Origin of the sequence: Yokenella regensburgei, from assembly GCF_003634235.1 — a bacterium.
GTDB lineage: Bacteria > Pseudomonadota > Gammaproteobacteria > Enterobacterales > Enterobacteriaceae > Yokenella > Yokenella regensburgei.
Genome location: NZ_RBIZ01000007.1, coordinates 11,335 through 27,542, shown reverse-complemented (window position 1 = coordinate 27,542; position 16,208 = coordinate 11,335). Strand labels below are relative to the sequence as shown.

Genomic DNA, 16,208 nt, shown 5'->3' with positions numbered 1-16,208 from the left:
GGATAAGTATACAGCACAATACGAAGTTTTGAGAAGGGGGATGAAGACCCTCTCCCGACGGGAGAGGGTGAAAGGCAAGGCTTAGAGGATACGGTTCGCTTCGCGGGCCATGCGTTTTTTCCGCGCGTCGCAGGGCTCCGGGCAGTCGCAGACTTTTTCCATCCCGAGGGAGGAGATACCACCGCAGCTACCCTGAATGCTTTTACGCTTCACCAGATACCCAAGCGACATGCCGAGAACCACCAGCAAAAAGATGCCAAATGTCGCCAGAAACACGGTTAACATCATCAGCCTCCAAAGTCGTCGAGCATGATGTTTTCATCCTCCACGCCCAGGTTTTTCAGCATGCTGATAACCGCTGCGTTCATTACCGGCGGCCCGCACATATAAAACTCACAGTCCTCAGGCGCCGGGTGGTCGCGCAGGTAGTTTTCATATAGCACGTTATGGATGAAGCCTGTATAACCCGTCCAGTTATCTTCCGGCTGGGCGTCAGAAAGCGCAACGTGGAAGGTAAAGTTCGGGTTATCACGCGCCAGCTGTTCGAACTCGTCGTCATAGAACATTTCGCGCAGCGAGCGCGCCCCGTACCAGAAGCTGATTTTACGCTTGCTGCCCAGACGCTTGAGCTGATCGAAAATGTGCGAACGCATTGGCGCCATCCCGGCACCACCGCCGATGAAGACCATCTCAGCGTCGGTCTCTTTGGCAAAGAACTCGCCGAACGGCCCGGAGATGGTGACCTTGTCTCCCGCCTTCAACGACCAGATCCAGGAGGACATAATACCCGGCGGGACGTCCGGCGCCGACGGCGGCGGCGTGGCGATACGCACGTTGAGCATGATAATCCCCTTCTCATCCGGGTAGTTCGCCATCGAGTAGGCGCGCAGCGTCGGCTCCGTAACCCGAGATACGTAGCGGAACAGATTAAATTTGTCCCAGTCTCCGCGGTACTCTTCGGGCACATCGAAATCGGCATAAGCCACTTCATGCGGCGGGCATTCAATCTGAATATAGCCGCCAGCGCGGAACGGTACGCTTTCCCCCGCCGGGATAGCGAGCTTCAGCTCTTTAATGAAAGTAGCTTTGTTGTCATTCGAGATGACCTCACATTCCCACTTCTTCACGCCGAAAATCTCTTCCGGCAGCTCGATTTTCATGTTCTGGCGTACCGCCACCTGACAGGCCAGGCGACAACCGGCTTTCGCTTCACGTTTGGTGATATGGGCAAGCTCGGTCGGCAGAATGTCACCACCGCCCTCTTTCACCGTCACCCGACACTGCCCGCAGGAGCCACCGCCACCGCAGGCGGAGGAGACAAAAATACCATTGCCGGAGAGCGTATTCAGAAGCTTGTCGCCCGCAGGCGTGCGCAACCTGAGGTCTGCTTCATCGTTAATTTCAATGGTCACGTCACCGGCGTTAACCAGCTTCGATCGCGCCGCCAGAATCAGTCCCGACAGCACCAGAACGATCAGGGTGAACATCACCACCCCAAGAATAATTTCCATACTTTTCCGCCCTTACAGCTGCACACCGGAGAAGGACATAAAGCCCAACGCCATCAGGCCGGTGGTGATAAAGGTGATCCCTAAGCCACGCAGTCCTGCGGGCACGTTCGCATATTTCATTTTTTCGCGGATCCCCGCCATCGCGACAATCGCCAGCATCCAGCCAATACCGGATCCGAATCCATATACAACAGATTCACTGAAGTTATAGTCGCGCTGCACCATAAATGAGACGCCGCCAAAAATGGCGCAGTTTACGGCAATCAGCGGCAGGAAGATGCCGAGCGCGTTGTACAGCGCCGGGAAATACTTATCGAGGATCATCTCGAGAATTTGCACCAGCGCGGCAATAACGCCAATAAAGGTGATGAAGTTGAGGAAGCTGAGATCCACCCCTTCCACCAGCGCACCGTCGCGCAGCACCAGGTTATACACCAGGTTATTGATTGGCACCGACAGGCCGAGCACGACGGTCACCGCCACGCCAAGACCAAACGCCGTAGATACCTTCTTCGACACCGCGAGGAAGGTACACATACCGAGGAAGAAGGCCAGCGCCATGTTCTCAACAAACACCGCCCTGACAAACAGAGTGAGATAATGAGCCATTCGCGGTTACTCCTTTTCCTGCTGTTCGGGCTTCCAGGTACGCAGTGCCCAAATCAACAACCCGATAATAAAGAATGCGCTGGGTGCCAGCAGGAACAATCCGTTCGGCAGATACCAGCCACCGTTTTGCACGGTATCCAGCACCTGAACACCAAACAGCTTGCCGCTGCCGATAAGCTCACGCACAAAACCAACCACAATCAGGATAACGCCGTAGCCAAGGCCATTACCGATACCGTCCATAAAGGAGGCCAGCGGCGGCGATTTCATGGCATAGGCCTCCGCACGCCCCATCACGATACAGTTGGTGATGATTAGCCCCACAAAGACCGAAAGCTGCTTCGAGACTTCATAGGCAAACGCCCGCAGCAGCTGATCGACCACGATCACCAGCGAGGCAATAATCGCCATCTGCACGATGATACGTACACTATTTGGGATGTGATGGCGGATCATAGAGATAAACATGCTGGAAAACGCCGTCACCAGAGTGACCGCGACGGTCATCACCACCGCCGTCTCGAGCTTGGTAGTTACCGCCAGCGCCGAACAGACCCCCAGCACCTGCAGGGCAATCGGGTTATTGGCGAGCAGCGGCCCGACCAGCACCCGCTTAACTTCTTTCATCTCGCTTTGTTCAGCCATTGTTCAGCACTCCTTCACGAACCTGTTTCAGGAAAGGCCCAAAGCCCAGCTCGCCCATCCAGAAATCAAAACTGTGTTGTACGCCATTTGAGGTGAGCGTCGCGCCGGAAAGACCATCCACGGCATATTCATCACCGGGACGGGCTGCGCCCTTCATGACCTTCAGCGCCGGTGAACCGTTGTCGTCGAGGATTTTCTTACCGACAAACTGTGCCCGCCAGTTCGGGTTTTCAACTTCACCGCCAAGCCCCGGGGTTTCACCCTGGTCGTAGTAAGTAATCCCTTTTACCGTCCGGCCATCGGTTTCCAGCGCGACAAAAGCGTGCATCATCGACCACAGGCCGTTGCCGTATATCGGCAGCACCACTTCCTGCACCTTTTGCTGGGCGTCTTTCACCAGATAGATTTCAACCATGTTGCTGCGTCGCTTAATCCCGGCAGGATCCTGGCCTGCCTCAAGCGCAATACTGCGCTCCGGGTCTTTCAACGCCTGCGCCTGGTTGAATTTCGTCGGGTCTTTATCCAGCAGCGTACCGGTTTTCAGCTCCAGCAGACGTGGGGTGATACGGGAGTTAAAGGTCTGTGCGACGTCATCGGCGCTCATCTCTGGCTGCATCAGCCCGGCGACCGCAAGGATGTTGCGCTGCTTATCCAGCTCACGCTGCGCCTGCTGGCGCGATTTAAGTCCTACCGCCGAGCCTGCTACCACAATGGAGCACACCAGGCAGAGCACCAGCACCACCAGCAGCGTTTTGCCAATGCTGTCGTTACTTTTTTTCTCAGCCACGTGATGTCCTCCGCTTAATGTTGGCCTGCACCACCAGGTAATCGAACAGCGGCGCAAAGAGGTTAGCGAACAGAATGGCCAGCATCATCCCTTCCGGATAGGCCGGGTTCACCACGCGGATAAGCACGCACATCACACCAATCAGCGCGCCGTAGCACCATTTACCTTTATCGGTAAACGATGCGGAAACCGGATCGGTTGCCATGAACATCATGCCAAACGCAAAACCACCCAGCACCAGGTGCCAGTACCACGGCATGGCAAACATCGGGTTGGTGGCCGAACCTATAACGTTGAACAGCGTAGCGGTTGCCACCATGCCGACCATCACCCCGGCGACAATGCGCCAGGAGGCAACGCGACCAAAGATAATGATTGCGCCGCCGATGAGGATCATCAGGGTTGAAACTTCGCCGATCGAACCAGGAATATTGCCGAGGAAGGCGTCAAACCAGGTAACCGGCTGACCGCTAACGTTGTTGACCAGCGCCTCTCCACCGTGGCTTGCCCACTGGGAAAGCGGGGTCGCGCCCGAGAAACCATCCGCTGCCGTCCACACCAGATCGCCGGAAATTTGCGCCGGATAAGCAAAGAACAGGAACGCACGCCCCGCGAGCGCCGGGTTAAGGAAGTTACGTCCGGTACCGCCGAAGATCTCTTTGCCGATGACCACCCCGAAGGAGATCCCAAGCGCCGCCTGCCATAGCGGGATGGTGGGTGGGACGATCAGCGCAAACAGAATTGAGGTGACGAAGAAGCCTTCGTTGATCTCATGCTTACGCACAATAGCGAACAGCACTTCCCAGAATCCACCGACGAGGAAAACGGTAAGATAAATCGGCAGGAAGAACACTGCCCCCAGCCCCATCATGCTCAACCAGCCGGCATCCGCTGCAAAGCTGACCCCAAGCGCCTGCGCCACGCGATAGTGCCAGTGGCTGGCAATCACCTGCTGCAGTTGTTCCGCACCATACAGGCTGTGCAGCGCCGGAATGGTCTGCAGGCCCACGTTATACATGCCCCAGAACATCGTCGGGAACACCGCGAACCACACCAGGATCATCATTCGTTTCAGGTCGATGGCATCACGGACGTGTGAGGCGCCTTTTGTCACCTGACCTGGGGTATAAAAGATAGTGGCTGCCGCTTCATACAGCGGGTACCACTTCTGAAGTTTGCCGCCCTGCGTAAAGTGCGGCTCGATTTTTTCCAGATAATGTTTTAAGCCCATCACTTATCCTTCCTGCTCAATACGGGTCAATATCTCGCGCAGCACCGGGCCATATTCATATTTCCCCGGACAGACGTAGGTACAGAGCGCCAGATCTTCTTCGTCCAGCTCCAGACACCCCAACGCCTGAGCGCTGTCGGAATCTCCGGCCAGCAGGTCGCGCAGCAGCGGGGTTGGCAGGATATCGAGCGGCATAACGCGCTCGTAGTTGCCGATAGGGACCATGGCGCGCTCACCGCCGTGGGTATCAGTGGAGAAGTTAAACAGACGGTGTTTCAGGAAGTGACCGAGCGTGGTACGGGTCACGGAGAATTTGTCTTTCCCCGGCATCACCCAGCCGAACAGCTCTTTGTTACGCCCTTCAGCCACCACGCTTACCTGCAAATGGTAGCGACCAAGGAAGCCGTGCGGTCCGCGGGCAATAGTCCCGTTCAGCACCGAGCCAGAAATTACCCGGTTTTCCCCTTCCTCTAGTTCACCTGCCAACAGGTCTTCAAGACTCGCGCCCACAACGGTGCGCAGCAGACGCGGCGCTTTTACCTGCGGGCCACCGAGGGCGATGATGCGTTCGCTCCACAGTTCACCGTCGAGGAACAGCTTGCCAATGGCGATAGCATCCTGGTAGTTCAGGTGCCAGACCTGCTTTTGCAGACTGACAGGGGCGAGAAAATGAATATGCGTTCCCACCAGTCCGGCAGGGTGAGGGCCGGTGAATTCGTTGAACTTCACCTGACCGCAGGGATGGCCGCCAAGTTTGCCACCGCTAGCCTGGCAGACGTGTATCGGGCCATGCGTCAGACGGCTGAGTAGCGTCAACCCCGCGTTGAACGCTTCGCGATGCGCGAGAACGATCGGCTGCGGATCCGCCGCCAGCGGGTTGGTATCCATGGCGTTAACGAAGATAGCCGTTGGTTCGGTGCCCGGAACCGGGGTTTTGCTATAAGGACGGGTACGCAGGGCAGTCCACAGACCAGACTCAAGCAGCTGTTTTTGCACCTGTTCTGCAGTCAGCATGGCCAGTTCGTCAGCGGCGAAACGGTCAAACGCCATGGATTCATCACCTTCAACGTCGATGACCACCGACTGCAGCACCCGGCGCTCGCCACGGTGAATAGCACTCACCACGCCGCTTGCCGGAGAGGTAAAACGCACGCCCGGGTTCTTTTTATCTTCGAAGAGCAACTGCCCTTTCTTTACCCGGTCCCCCTCCTGAACAGCCATGGAGGGACGCATGCCGACGTACTCTTCGCCGAGCAGCGCCACGCGCTTGACGGGCGCACCTGCGGAAATCTGCGATACAGGTATGCCAGCTATGGGCAGATTTAGCCCTTTTGTGATTTTAATCATATGGTTAGCAGGTATCCATAAACACAAAATCAGCCATAAGCTGATATCAGCGTATTGATAAATGAACGTAAGAAAGGTACTGCAGGCGCCCGAACAATGTCCCTGTGGGCATGAGAGGGGAAAAGCATCCTTTCTTATTCCGTCAAATGACCGCGGGAGTGTAGCATTTTAGCCACCCAGGAGGCAGCATTTCGCCGGGTCAGGCTGCGGTTTTGCGAGCTATTGCGCAAAGTTCTGAATGTGGCTTGCGGTTATTTGCGATATAACGAATAACTAAATTGTAAACACTGCGGTCCGGGCTTGCGAAAAACTACGGTGATGCTAATGTGAGCGCAGCTAATCAGGATTAGTCCTATTTTTGGGTCTCTTTTGCCGTCCTGGCATTCATTACGGGTTTATCAAGGAACAAGTAGTATGCGCAAAATCGCATTGTTCATTGCGATGTTTCTGATTCCGTGCGTCTCATTCGCCGGTTTGCTTAGCAGCAACCACGGGTCCACGCCGGTCAGCAAAGAATTTAAGCAGCAGTTGATGGGATCGCCGGTATATATCCAGATCTTTAAAGAAGAGCGCGCGCTCGACCTCTACGTCAAAATGGGTGAAACTTACCAGCTTCTTGATAGTTATAAGATTTGTAACTATTCCGGTGGCCTGGGCCCAAAACAGCGCCAGGGCGATTTTAAAAGCCCGGAAGGTTTTTATAACGTCAGCCGCAACCAGCTCAAACCCGACAGCCGCTTTTATAAAGCGATCAATATCGGTTTTCCAAACGCCTATGACCGTGCGCACGGTTATGAAGGTAAATACCTGATGATTCACGGTGCCTGCGTGTCGATCGGCTGCTACGCCATGACCGACAGCGGTATTGACGAGATCTTCCAGTTTGTCACTGGTGCGCTGGTGTTCGGCCAGTCAAGCGTCCAGGTCAGCATCTACCCGTTCCGTATGACCGATACCAATATGCAGCGCCACAAATACTCTTATTACGCTGACTTCTGGAAACAGCTGAAACCTGGCTACGACTATTTCGAACAGACCCACAAGCCGCCGGTGGTTTCCGTCGTTGACGGCCGCTATATGGTGAGCAAGCCTATCAGCAGCGACGTGGTTCAGCCGCAGCTGGCGTCAAACTACACGGTCCCCGAGACAAAATAACGTCCACTCGCCTGGCATAATCTTGTGCCAGGTTTCATTTCCCGTCAGCGGCTGCGTGGCAATCACAGAGACGACATCGTTCGGTGTGGTCTCTTGCTGAAAATCAATTTCCACGTCCTGGTCCAACAGCTTCGCCACACCAAACGGCGCACGACGCGTTATCCAGAACAGGTTGGTTGAGCAGTACGCCATCACATAACGACCGTCCGACAGCAGCATGTTAAACACGCCCATCTCACGCAATTCTCCCGCCAGTTCCGCAATGTAGCGAAACATCGCAGGCATATTCCCCGGAGTGCGCGGGTAGCGCTGCGTTAGCTTATGCAGCAGCCAGCAAAACGCTTTTTCGCTGTCGGTTTCCCCGACCGGGCGAAAATTACCGGTTTCCAGCGATTTGTAGCCGGTGAGTTGGCCGTTGTGCGCATAGGTCCAGTTACGTCCCCACAGTTCGCGGGTGAAAGGATGTGTATTCTCCAGGGCAACCATTCCCCGGTTCGCCTGGCGAATATGTGCAATCACCGAGCAGGATTTGATTGGGTAATCCTGCACCAGTTTAGCGACAGGAGACCGAAAACTCGGTTGAGGATCTTTGAACGTACGACAGCCTTTTCCCTCATAGAAGGTAATTCCCCAGCCGTCTTTATGCGGGCCTGTCCCGCCGCCGCGCTGTACCAGTCCGGTAAAGCTAAAGCAGATATCAGTTGGGACATTCGCGCTCATCCCGAGCAGTTCGCACATACGTTACTCCTCACCCACCCCCTCCCGTGAGAGAGGGGGACATCGGGGAATTAAGCCTTAACCATCTCTTTTTCGATAAGCATGATCAGGATGTGGATCACTTTGATGTGAATTTCCTGAATGCGGTCGGCATAGCCAAAGTGCGGTACGCGAATTTCTACATCAGCGGAGCCCGCCATTTTACCGCCGTCTTTACCGGTCAGCGTGATCACTTTCAGGCCTTTGGCACGCGCGGCTTCGATAGCTTTAATCACGTTGCCAGAGTTACCGGAAGTTGAAATCCCAAGCAGTACGTCACCTTCGCGGCCTACGGCTTCAACATAACGAGAGAATACATAATCGTAGCCAAAGTCGTTGCTGACGCAGGAAAGGTGGCTTACGTCAGAGATAGCAATACCTGGGTAGCCCGGACGGTTTTCACGATAACGACCCGTCAGCTCTTCGGCAAAGTGCATAGCGTCGCAGTGTGAACCACCGTTACCACAGGAAAGTACCTTACCGCCCGCTTTGAAGCTGTCGGCCAGCAGGACCGCCGCACGCTGAATAGCGTGGATATTTGCTTCATCTTTCAGGAAGTTAGCCAGCGTGTCTGCCGCTTCGTTCAGTTCGTTACGAATAAGATCCTGGTACATGAGTATATTCCTTCAACTTTATAAGAAATGACATCCCGAAGTGTACCGGATAGCGCCAGAAGCGAGAAGCTAAAGGGGAAGGAAAAGGGACAGCTTTTGATTTTCCGTGCTTCTTAAAACGATAACAATGTGAGCGGTGTTGTAATTATTTTGTAAACACATTGCTAAAACAATTTACATCCTCTACAACCTTAATATCACAAGTGGTCAGACCTCCTACAAGCAAGGGAGCTTTTCTTTATGATGATTTTGAGTGTTGTTGCAACCATCGTGTTACTCGGCGTGCTCTTCTATCACCGGGTGAACTTGCTGCTTAGCAGCGTAATATTGCTGGCCTGGACCGCGGCGCTGGGCGTTTCTGGTCTGTGGAATATCTGGCTGCTGGTACCGCTGGCCATCATTCTTCTGCCGTTTAACCTGGCACCGATGCGTAAGTCGATGATTTCTGCACCGGTGTTTCGCGCATTCCGTAAAGTGATGCCGCCGATGTCTCGCACCGAAAAAGAAGCTATCGATGCGGGTACCACCTGGTGGGAAGGCGATCTGTTCCAGGGCAAACCCGACTGGAAAAAACTGCACAACTATCCGCAGCCACATCTGACGGAAGAAGAGCAGGCCTTTATTGACGGCCCGGTTGAAGAAGCCTGCCGTATGGCGAATGATTTCCAGATAACCCACGAAATGGCGGATCTGCCGCCGGAACTATGGGCTTATCTGAAAGAACATCGCTTCTTTGCGATGATCATTAAGAAAGAGTACGGCGGCCTGGAATTCTCCGCCTACGCACAGTCTCGTGTACTGCAGAAACTCTCTGGCGTCTCCGGGATCCTCGCGATCACCGTTGGCGTACCTAACTCACTCGGCCCGGGCGAGCTGCTGCAGCACTACGGTACCGATGAGCAGAAAAATCACTACCTGCCGCGCCTGGCGCGTGGTCTGGAGATCCCATGCTTCGCGCTGACCAGCCCGGAAGCGGGTTCCGATGCCGGCGCGATCCCGGATACCGGTGTGGTATGCATGGGCGACTGGCAGGGCGAGCAGGTGCTCGGTATGCGCCTGACCTGGAACAAACGCTATATCACCCTGGCGCCGATCGCCACCGTGCTTGGCCTGGCGTTTAAACTTTCTGACCCGGATAAACTGCTGGGTGGCGAAGAAGATCTGGGCATTACCTGTGCGCTGATCCCGACAGGCACGCCAGGGGTGGAAATTGGTCGTCGTCATTTCCCGCTGAACGTTCCGTTCCAGAACGGTCCGACGAAGGGCAAAGATATCTTCGTTCCAATCGACTACATCATCGGTGGTCCGAGCATGGCCGGTCAGGGCTGGCGGATGCTGGTGGAATGTCTGTCGGTGGGTCGTGGTATTACCCTGCCGTCTAACTCTACCGGGGGTCTGAAATCGGTTGCCATGGCGACCGGGGCTTATGCGCACATTCGCCGTCAGTTCAAAATCTCCATCGGTAAGATGGAAGGTATCGAAGAGCCGCTGGCGCGCATTGCCGGTAACGCCTATGTGATGGATGCTGCCGCGTCGCTGATTACCTACGGCATTATGCTGGGCGAGAAACCGGCCGTACTGTCCGCTATCGTGAAATATCACTGTACTCACCGTGGTCAGCAGTCGGTCATTGACGCGATGGATATTGCCGGGGGTAAAGGCATTATGCTCGGCGAAAGCAACTTCCTCGCCAGAGCCTACCAGGGTGCGCCGATTGCTATCACCGTTGAAGGTGCAAACATTCTGACCCGCAGCATGATGATCTTCGGCCAGGGCGCTATCCGCTGTCATCCGTATGTGCTGGAAGAGATGGCGGCGGCGCAAAACAACGACGTGAACGCCTTCGATAAGCTGCTGTTCAAACATATTGGTCACGTAGGCAGTAATAAGGTTCGCAGCTTCTGGCTTGGCCTCACCCGTGGTCTCACCAGCTACACGCCGACCAGCGATGCGACCAAGCGCTACTATCAGTACCTGAACCGTCTGAGTGCAAACCTGGCGCTGCTGTCTGATGTATCGATGGCCGTGCTGGGCGGTAGTCTGAAGCGTCGCGAACGCATTTCCGCCCGCCTGGGTGATGTGCTGAGCCAGCTGTATCTGGCCTCTGCGGTACTGAAGCGCTACGACGACGAAGGCCGTCACGAAGCCGACCTGCCGCTGGTCCACTGGGGTGTTCAGGATGCGCTGTATCAGGCAGAACAGGCCATTGACGATCTGCTGCGTAACTTCCCGAACCGCCTGGTCGCCGGTGCGATGCGTGTGGTTATCTTCCCGACCGGGCGTCACTACGATGCCCCGTCAGATAAGCTCGACCACAAAGTGGCGAAGATCCTGCAGACACCGTGCGCAACCCGCAGCCGTATTGGTCGCGGTCAGTATCTGACCCCGAGCGAGCATAACCCGGTTGGTCTGCTGGAGCAGGCACTGCTGGATGTGATGGCGGCGGATCCAATCCACCAGCGCATCTGCAAAGAGATTGGCAAAAATCTGCCATTCACCCGCCTTGATGAACTGGCGAAGAATGCGCTAGCAAAAGGCTTTATCAACCAGGATGAAGCTGAGATCCTGACTAAAGCCGAAGTGAGCCGTCTGCGTAGTATCAACGTTGACGACTTCGAGCCAGAGGAGCTGGCGACACAGCCGGTAAAGATGCCAGAGAAAGTCCGCAAAATTGAAGCCGCATAATATCTGAAATATCTAAAAAGCGGAGCCTGGCTCCGCTTTTTTTTATTCTGTTCCCGGCCCCTGCCCTTACCTGATATGGTGTTAGGCCATCTCTTCAATTCAGGAGCTCACGATCGTGTCTGGTTTGAAAATTACGTTATTGCAGCAGCCCTTAGTATGGATGGACGGTCCGGCCAACCTGCGCCATTTCGATCGCCAACTGGAAGAGATAAACGGACGAGATATCATTGTCCTGCCGGAGATGTTTACCACCGGTTTTGCGATGGAAGCGGCGCAGCAGTCGTTGCCGCAGGAAGACGTTGTGGCGTGGATGCATGCCAAAGCGCAGCAAACCCGGGCGCTCATCGCGGGCAGTGCTGCCCTGCAAACTGACAAGGGTCCGGTGAACCGCTTCCTGCTGGTCGAACCCGAAGGCAACGTCCATTTCTACGACAAGCGTCACCTGTTCCGCATGGCCAATGAACACCAGTTTTATCAGGCCGGTGACGAGCGGGTGGTGTTTGAATGGCGCGGTTGGCGCATTCTGCCGTTGGTGTGCTACGACCTGCGTTTTCCGGTCTGGTCACGCAACCGCGATGATTACGATCTGGCACTGTATGTCGCTAACTGGCCTGCACCGCGCTCTCTGCACTGGCAGTCGTTACTGCTTGCACGAGCGATAGAGAACCAGGCCTATGTGGCGGGATGTAACCGCGTCGGTACCGACGGCAACGGCCATCACTACCGTGGCGACAGTCGCATTATCAGCCCGCAGGGCGAGATCCTGGCGACGGCCGATGCCCATCAGGCCACGCGCCTTGACGCCGAGCTCTCTTTAAGCGCGTTAAAGGAGTATCGGGAGAAGTTTCCTGCCTGGCAGGATGCGGATCCTTTCGCACTCGGTTAACCTTCAGCAACAGGCTCTTTTAATGGCCCGAACGTCTTACCGGACGGGCCAAAACCCAGCCCCATTTCCCACTCAGTAATATTTGCCAGTCTGCTTAATTTTCTGTTCTACACTAATAAAATGGATAAATTTCAATATTAATGAGAACTATTTTTAAATAACTTCCAACGTCTTTTAAAACGATGACTTCTTTATACTGGCCCGCTTTGCGCAGCGAGCCCCGGGCGGTTGTGTGCTTTCATAATCAACTGGAATAAACCATCATGGATAATAATGATTTCCTTATTGTTGAAAAAAGAATTGTTGCCAGATTTATGGATATGTTCATTAAGTTTGGACTTATTCTAGGATTAGCCTCCTTCTGTTTTACCGTTTTCTCTCCATTTCTCAATATGATGCTGTGGGCACTCATACTCGCGGTTACGCTCTATCCATTACATCAATACTTCGCTGCCCGCTTGGGCGGTAGACAAGGTTGGGCGTCGACGCTGCTGGTCCTGCTTGGCGTATTGTTAATTGTCGCACCTACGGTACTGATGATTAGCTCACTCGGTGAGAGCGTCAGCGCGATGATAGATAAAATGGGTGACAGCCATCTGGTTATCCCACCGCCTTCTGAAAGCGTGTCATCTATTCCGATTATTGGCGGAAAATTACATGCGCTATGGCTGAAAGCCTCGGTGGATTTACCCGGATTACTTTCAACTTATCGGACCCAGATTGGTGAAATTGCCAAACAGGTATTGAGCATCCTGGCGAGCATGGGTGGCGGTCTGATTGGCTTTGTCGTCTCGTTTATTGTCGCCGGGATCATGATGGCCTGGGGTGCCGCGGGAGCCAATAGCGCGAACCGTATCGCAATGCGCATTACTGATGAGAAAAAAGGTCTGTCCCTGACCAAACTCTGCACAGGCACCATCCGCGCGGTAGCGCAAGGGGTTATCGGCGTGGCGCTGATCCAGGCGCTGCTCGCCGGGGTGATTATGGCGATGGCCGGTATTCCTGCCGTTGGGATCTTCTTTATTTTGGCGCTGATACTTGGCATTGCTCAGGTGCCGGTGATACTGGTCACGGCGCCGGCGATTGCCATTATGTGGAGCACTGGCGATCACGGCATGGGCATGAATATTTTCTACACGGTACTGCTGATTGTGGCAGGCATGGTTGATAACGTGCTGAAACCACTGATGCTCGGACGTGGTGTGGATGCGCCAATGCCAGTGGTGCTGCTGGGTGCGCTGGGTGGCATGGCGGCGAGCGGTATTCTCGGCATGTTCATCGGTGCAACCCTGCTCTCAATTGGCTATCGCATCTTCATGGCCTGGGTCAACGATGGTCTGTCCAGCGCCGCGAGCGGTAATAATGGCTAAAGACGGCTCCTTCGGGCGTCTCCTGTTAACCGGGGGCGCCTGTCTGGTGTTAACCGCCTGTACCAAACTCGGGCCAGACTACACCCCGCCGAAGACGCCGGAGCTCGCGCAGTGGCAACCGGCAACGGTGGGGATGCCTGCCCACGCCACCAGCCAGAGCTACGACAGATGGTGGACCCAGCTTAACGATCCGACGCTCACCGCCCTCGTCAACGAAGCGCTGCGCAAAAACCCGGACGTCAGAATCGCCGGGCTGCGCCTGCTGGAATCTCGTGCCCAGTTGGGGATTGCAGAGAGTTTACTTGGCCCACAGGCGACCATCGGCAGCGGCGAAGTGCTGAAAACCGGCCAGGTACGCGATGGTCGCTCAAGTAGCGCCACACGGTACGGGGCGGGCTTCAATCTGGGGTGGGAAATTGACTTCTGGGGCAAATTTCAACGCGGAGTGGAGTCAGCCGATGCCAGCTATTTTGCGACGCTCGCTCAGTATGACGATATTCAGGTCCTGATGGCCGCTCAGGTGGCACAGCTGTATGTCAACATTCGTACTCTTGAATCCCGGCTTAAGATCACCCGCAATAACGCCAAAATCCAGCAGCGTAGCCTGCAAATTACCGAACGTCTGTTCCTGAGCGGCAACAGCGCCGAGCTGGACGTTCAACAGGCAAAAACACAATATCTGTCAACGCTCTCTACCATTCCGTTGCTGGAAACCAGTCTGCGACAGAGCCAGAACGCGCTTGGCGTCCTGCTTGCGCGTAAACCAGGCCCGCTACCGGAAATGGCCAGCAATACCGGGGTGATCCCTCAGGGAAGTCTGGCACTGGTTGCCGAGTTGCCTGCCGATCTGATGCGCCGACGCCCGGACGTCAGAGCCGCTGAACGTCAGCTTGCCGCGCAGTCGGCGCTGATAGGCGTAGCAGAAAGCGAACTTTATCCGTCGATCTCACTTATCGGAAGCGTCGGGATCAGTATGCAAACCGGCAACAGCAGTGCACTTTCCTGGACCGTCGGGCCGACTTTTAGCTGGAATTTGCTGGACCAGGGCAGGCTCAGCAATCAGGTGCTGGTTCAGGACGCGCGCTTCTTACAGCTTCATGAAAACTATCGCGACACCGTATTTCAGGCCGCCCGCGAGGTGGACGATGCTGCCGTCGCCTACGCTAACGACAAAGACCAGATTGCCCTTCTGATTGATACCGGTAAAGCGGCCAGCCGTTCCCTGGACATTGCTAACACCCAGTACCGCGAGGGCATGGCGGACTTTCAGCGGGTCCTCGATTCGCAGCGCGCGCTGTTTACTCAGCAGGAGCAACTGGTGAATACCCAGGGCGCCATGATGCTCGATCTCATCACCCTGTATAAAGCGCTCGGCGGCGGCTGGGAAAGCGGTCGTGAGCGCCCGATTGTCGATAAAGAAACGGAAGCACACCTGCGCAAGCGGAAGGACTGGGCACCGCTGCTGGATACGCCTCTGCCCCCCGCGACTGAGCTAAAAGAAGGAAATTCACCATGAACTCCACGACTTCACCGGCCGGTGAGGGCAGCCGTCGCGGCATGCTGATCCTTATCGTTAGCATGATTTTGCTGTTCTGCTGGTATCTGATTTCTGACAGGTTCACCCCCTATACTTCCCAGGCTCGGGTGCAGGCGTTTGTGGTCCCTGTTGCGGCAGAGGTCAGCGGACAGATCCAGAAAGTGTACGTCCGTGATAACCAGCAGGTTGCCAGCGGCGATCCGTTATTCGAGCTGAATCCGGAGGCCTACGATATCGCGCTGGCACGCGCCCGCTCGGATTACGAGAGCGTGCTGAGCTCGGTGAAAGCTAACGGCGAGGGCGTGGCGGCGGCAAAAGCGGGGTATCAGGCAACCGTCGCGGCCTATGAGAATGCCGCCAAAGATGCCGAGCGCCAGGAGCGACTCTACCGTGAAGATCCGGGCACCATTTCCGTGCGCCGTCTGGAAATCGCCCAGGCAACGCGGGAAACCGCACGTAGCCAGATGGCTGCCGCCGCAGCCGACGTACGCCGTGCCACGGAGGCCGCCGGGTTAACCGGCGACGACAACTCCCAGCTGCTGAGCGCTCGCGCTGCGGTTCACAAAGCCGAGCTCGACAGACGAAACACCCGCGTTCTCGCCCGTAGCCGCGGACTGGTGACCGACCTGCGAACGGATATCGGTGAGTTTGTTGGTGCCGGCGCACCCGTCATGACGCTCGTCGCCATCAATGATGTCTGGATAAGCGCCGACATGACGGAAAACAACCTTGGCCACGTGAAAGCGGGCGATAAGGTTGCCATCCTCCTCGACAGCATGCCTGGCCACGTTTACACCGGCGAGGTCCGCAGTATCGGCTATGGCGTCAATACCTCCAGCGCCCAGCCCGCTGGCGCACTGCCTACCGTCGATAATAATCGCGACTGGCTGCGCCAGGCCCAGCGTTTCCCGGTCAAAATTGCCTTTACTCAGGACGACCACCCACCGGTGCAGAGCCTGCGGGTTGGTGGCCAGGCGGATGTACTGGTTTATGCCAGCGACAGCGGAATACTGAACTTCTTCGGGCGAATCTATATTCGTCTGATGAGCCTGTTCTCGTATTTCTATTAAGGGCA

At 55.6% G+C, this 16,208-nt stretch carries 15 protein-coding genes; 6 read left to right on the top strand and 9 right to left on the bottom strand.

The annotated features are described in order from the left end of the window. Nucleotides 1-81: 81 nt before the first annotated feature. The 7 genes from nqrM to C7387_RS20105 are packed head-to-tail and all read right to left on the bottom strand — an operon-like array spanning nucleotide 82 to nucleotide 6,130. Entirely contained in the window at nucleotides 82-285 is a 204-nt protein-coding gene (nqrM, locus tag C7387_RS20135) for a (Na+)-NQR maturation NqrM (protein WP_040903882.1), read from the bottom strand. Between the two features lie 2 nt (nucleotides 286-287). Further along, complete coding sequence (gene nqrF / locus C7387_RS20130; RefSeq protein WP_006818609.1) at nucleotides 288-1,511, bottom strand: NADH:ubiquinone reductase (Na(+)-transporting) subunit F; 1,224 nt, start codon at nucleotides 1,509-1,511, stop codon at nucleotides 288-290. Nucleotides 1,512-1,523: 12 nt separating this feature from the next. Next, a complete protein-coding gene (gene nqrE, locus C7387_RS20125) occupies nucleotides 1,524-2,120 on the bottom strand; it encodes an NADH:ubiquinone reductase (Na(+)-transporting) subunit E (RefSeq protein ID WP_006818608.1) in 597 nt (198 codons plus the stop codon). Between the two features lie 6 nt (nucleotides 2,121-2,126). Continuing rightward, nucleotides 2,127-2,765: an NADH:ubiquinone reductase (Na(+)-transporting) subunit D gene (locus C7387_RS20120; RefSeq protein ID WP_006818607.1), complete on the bottom strand. Its 639-nt coding sequence runs from the start codon at nucleotides 2,763-2,765 to the stop codon at nucleotides 2,127-2,129. Continuing rightward, complete coding sequence (locus tag C7387_RS20115) at nucleotides 2,758-3,552, bottom strand: Na(+)-translocating NADH-quinone reductase subunit C (protein ID WP_006818606.1); 795 nt, start codon at nucleotides 3,550-3,552, stop codon at nucleotides 2,758-2,760. The genes C7387_RS20120 and C7387_RS20115 overlap by 8 nt, the downstream gene beginning before the upstream one ends. Beyond that, complete coding sequence (locus tag C7387_RS20110) at nucleotides 3,545-4,783, bottom strand: NADH:ubiquinone reductase (Na(+)-transporting) subunit B (protein WP_006818605.1); 1,239 nt, start codon at nucleotides 4,781-4,783, stop codon at nucleotides 3,545-3,547. Before C7387_RS20110 ends, C7387_RS20115 begins: the two co-directional genes overlap by 8 nt. A 3-nt stretch (nucleotides 4,784-4,786) precedes the next feature. Further along, complete coding sequence (locus C7387_RS20105; protein ID WP_038254101.1) at nucleotides 4,787-6,130, bottom strand: Na(+)-translocating NADH-quinone reductase subunit A; 1,344 nt, start codon at nucleotides 6,128-6,130, stop codon at nucleotides 4,787-4,789. Between the two features lie 414 nt (nucleotides 6,131-6,544). On the opposite strand from C7387_RS20105, the gene dpaA reads away from it, so the two are divergent. Further along, a complete protein-coding gene (dpaA, locus tag C7387_RS20100) occupies nucleotides 6,545-7,285 on the top strand; it encodes a peptidoglycan meso-diaminopimelic acid protein amidase (RefSeq protein ID WP_006818603.1) in 741 nt (246 codons plus the stop codon). Here the strand turns inward: dpaA and C7387_RS20095 are convergent. Further along, nucleotides 7,256-8,023 (bottom strand): class II glutamine amidotransferase, encoded by a 768-nt coding sequence (locus tag C7387_RS20095; RefSeq protein ID WP_006818602.1) that lies wholly within the window; start codon nucleotides 8,021-8,023, stop codon nucleotides 7,256-7,258. The genes dpaA and C7387_RS20095 overlap by 30 nt on opposite strands. A 50-nt stretch (nucleotides 8,024-8,073) precedes the next feature. Then, nucleotides 8,074-8,655: a D-sedoheptulose 7-phosphate isomerase gene (gene lpcA, locus C7387_RS20090; protein ID WP_006818601.1), complete on the bottom strand. Its 582-nt coding sequence runs from the start codon at nucleotides 8,653-8,655 to the stop codon at nucleotides 8,074-8,076. Between the two features lie 240 nt (nucleotides 8,656-8,895). Here lpcA and fadE point away from each other — a divergent pair, with 240 nt between their 5' ends. The 5 genes from fadE (at nucleotide 8,896) to C7387_RS20065 (ending at nucleotide 16,203) form a co-directional block, all read left to right on the top strand. Further along, nucleotides 8,896-11,340 carry an acyl-CoA dehydrogenase FadE gene (gene fadE, locus C7387_RS20085; protein WP_120817345.1) on the top strand — a complete coding sequence of 815 codons (2,445 nt, stop codon included), beginning with the start codon at nucleotides 8,896-8,898 and terminating at the stop codon, nucleotides 11,338-11,340. Between the two features lie 115 nt (nucleotides 11,341-11,455). Continuing rightward, nucleotides 11,456-12,226 (top strand): amidohydrolase, encoded by a 771-nt coding sequence (locus C7387_RS20080; protein WP_040903331.1) that lies wholly within the window; start codon nucleotides 11,456-11,458, stop codon nucleotides 12,224-12,226. Nucleotides 12,227-12,489: 263 nt separating this feature from the next. Further along, nucleotides 12,490-13,596 (top strand): AI-2E family transporter, encoded by a 1,107-nt coding sequence (locus C7387_RS20075; RefSeq protein ID WP_006818598.1) that lies wholly within the window; start codon nucleotides 12,490-12,492, stop codon nucleotides 13,594-13,596. Beyond that, nucleotides 13,589-15,112, top strand: a complete 1,524-nt coding sequence (locus tag C7387_RS20070) for an efflux transporter outer membrane subunit (protein ID WP_120817344.1) — start codon at nucleotides 13,589-13,591, stop codon at nucleotides 15,110-15,112. Before C7387_RS20075 ends, C7387_RS20070 begins: the two co-directional genes overlap by 8 nt. Beyond that, nucleotides 15,109-16,203: an HlyD family secretion protein gene (locus tag C7387_RS20065; RefSeq protein ID WP_006818596.1), complete on the top strand. Its 1,095-nt coding sequence runs from the start codon at nucleotides 15,109-15,111 to the stop codon at nucleotides 16,201-16,203. The genes C7387_RS20070 and C7387_RS20065 overlap by 4 nt, the downstream gene beginning before the upstream one ends. Nucleotides 16,204-16,208: the final 5 nt, after the last annotated feature.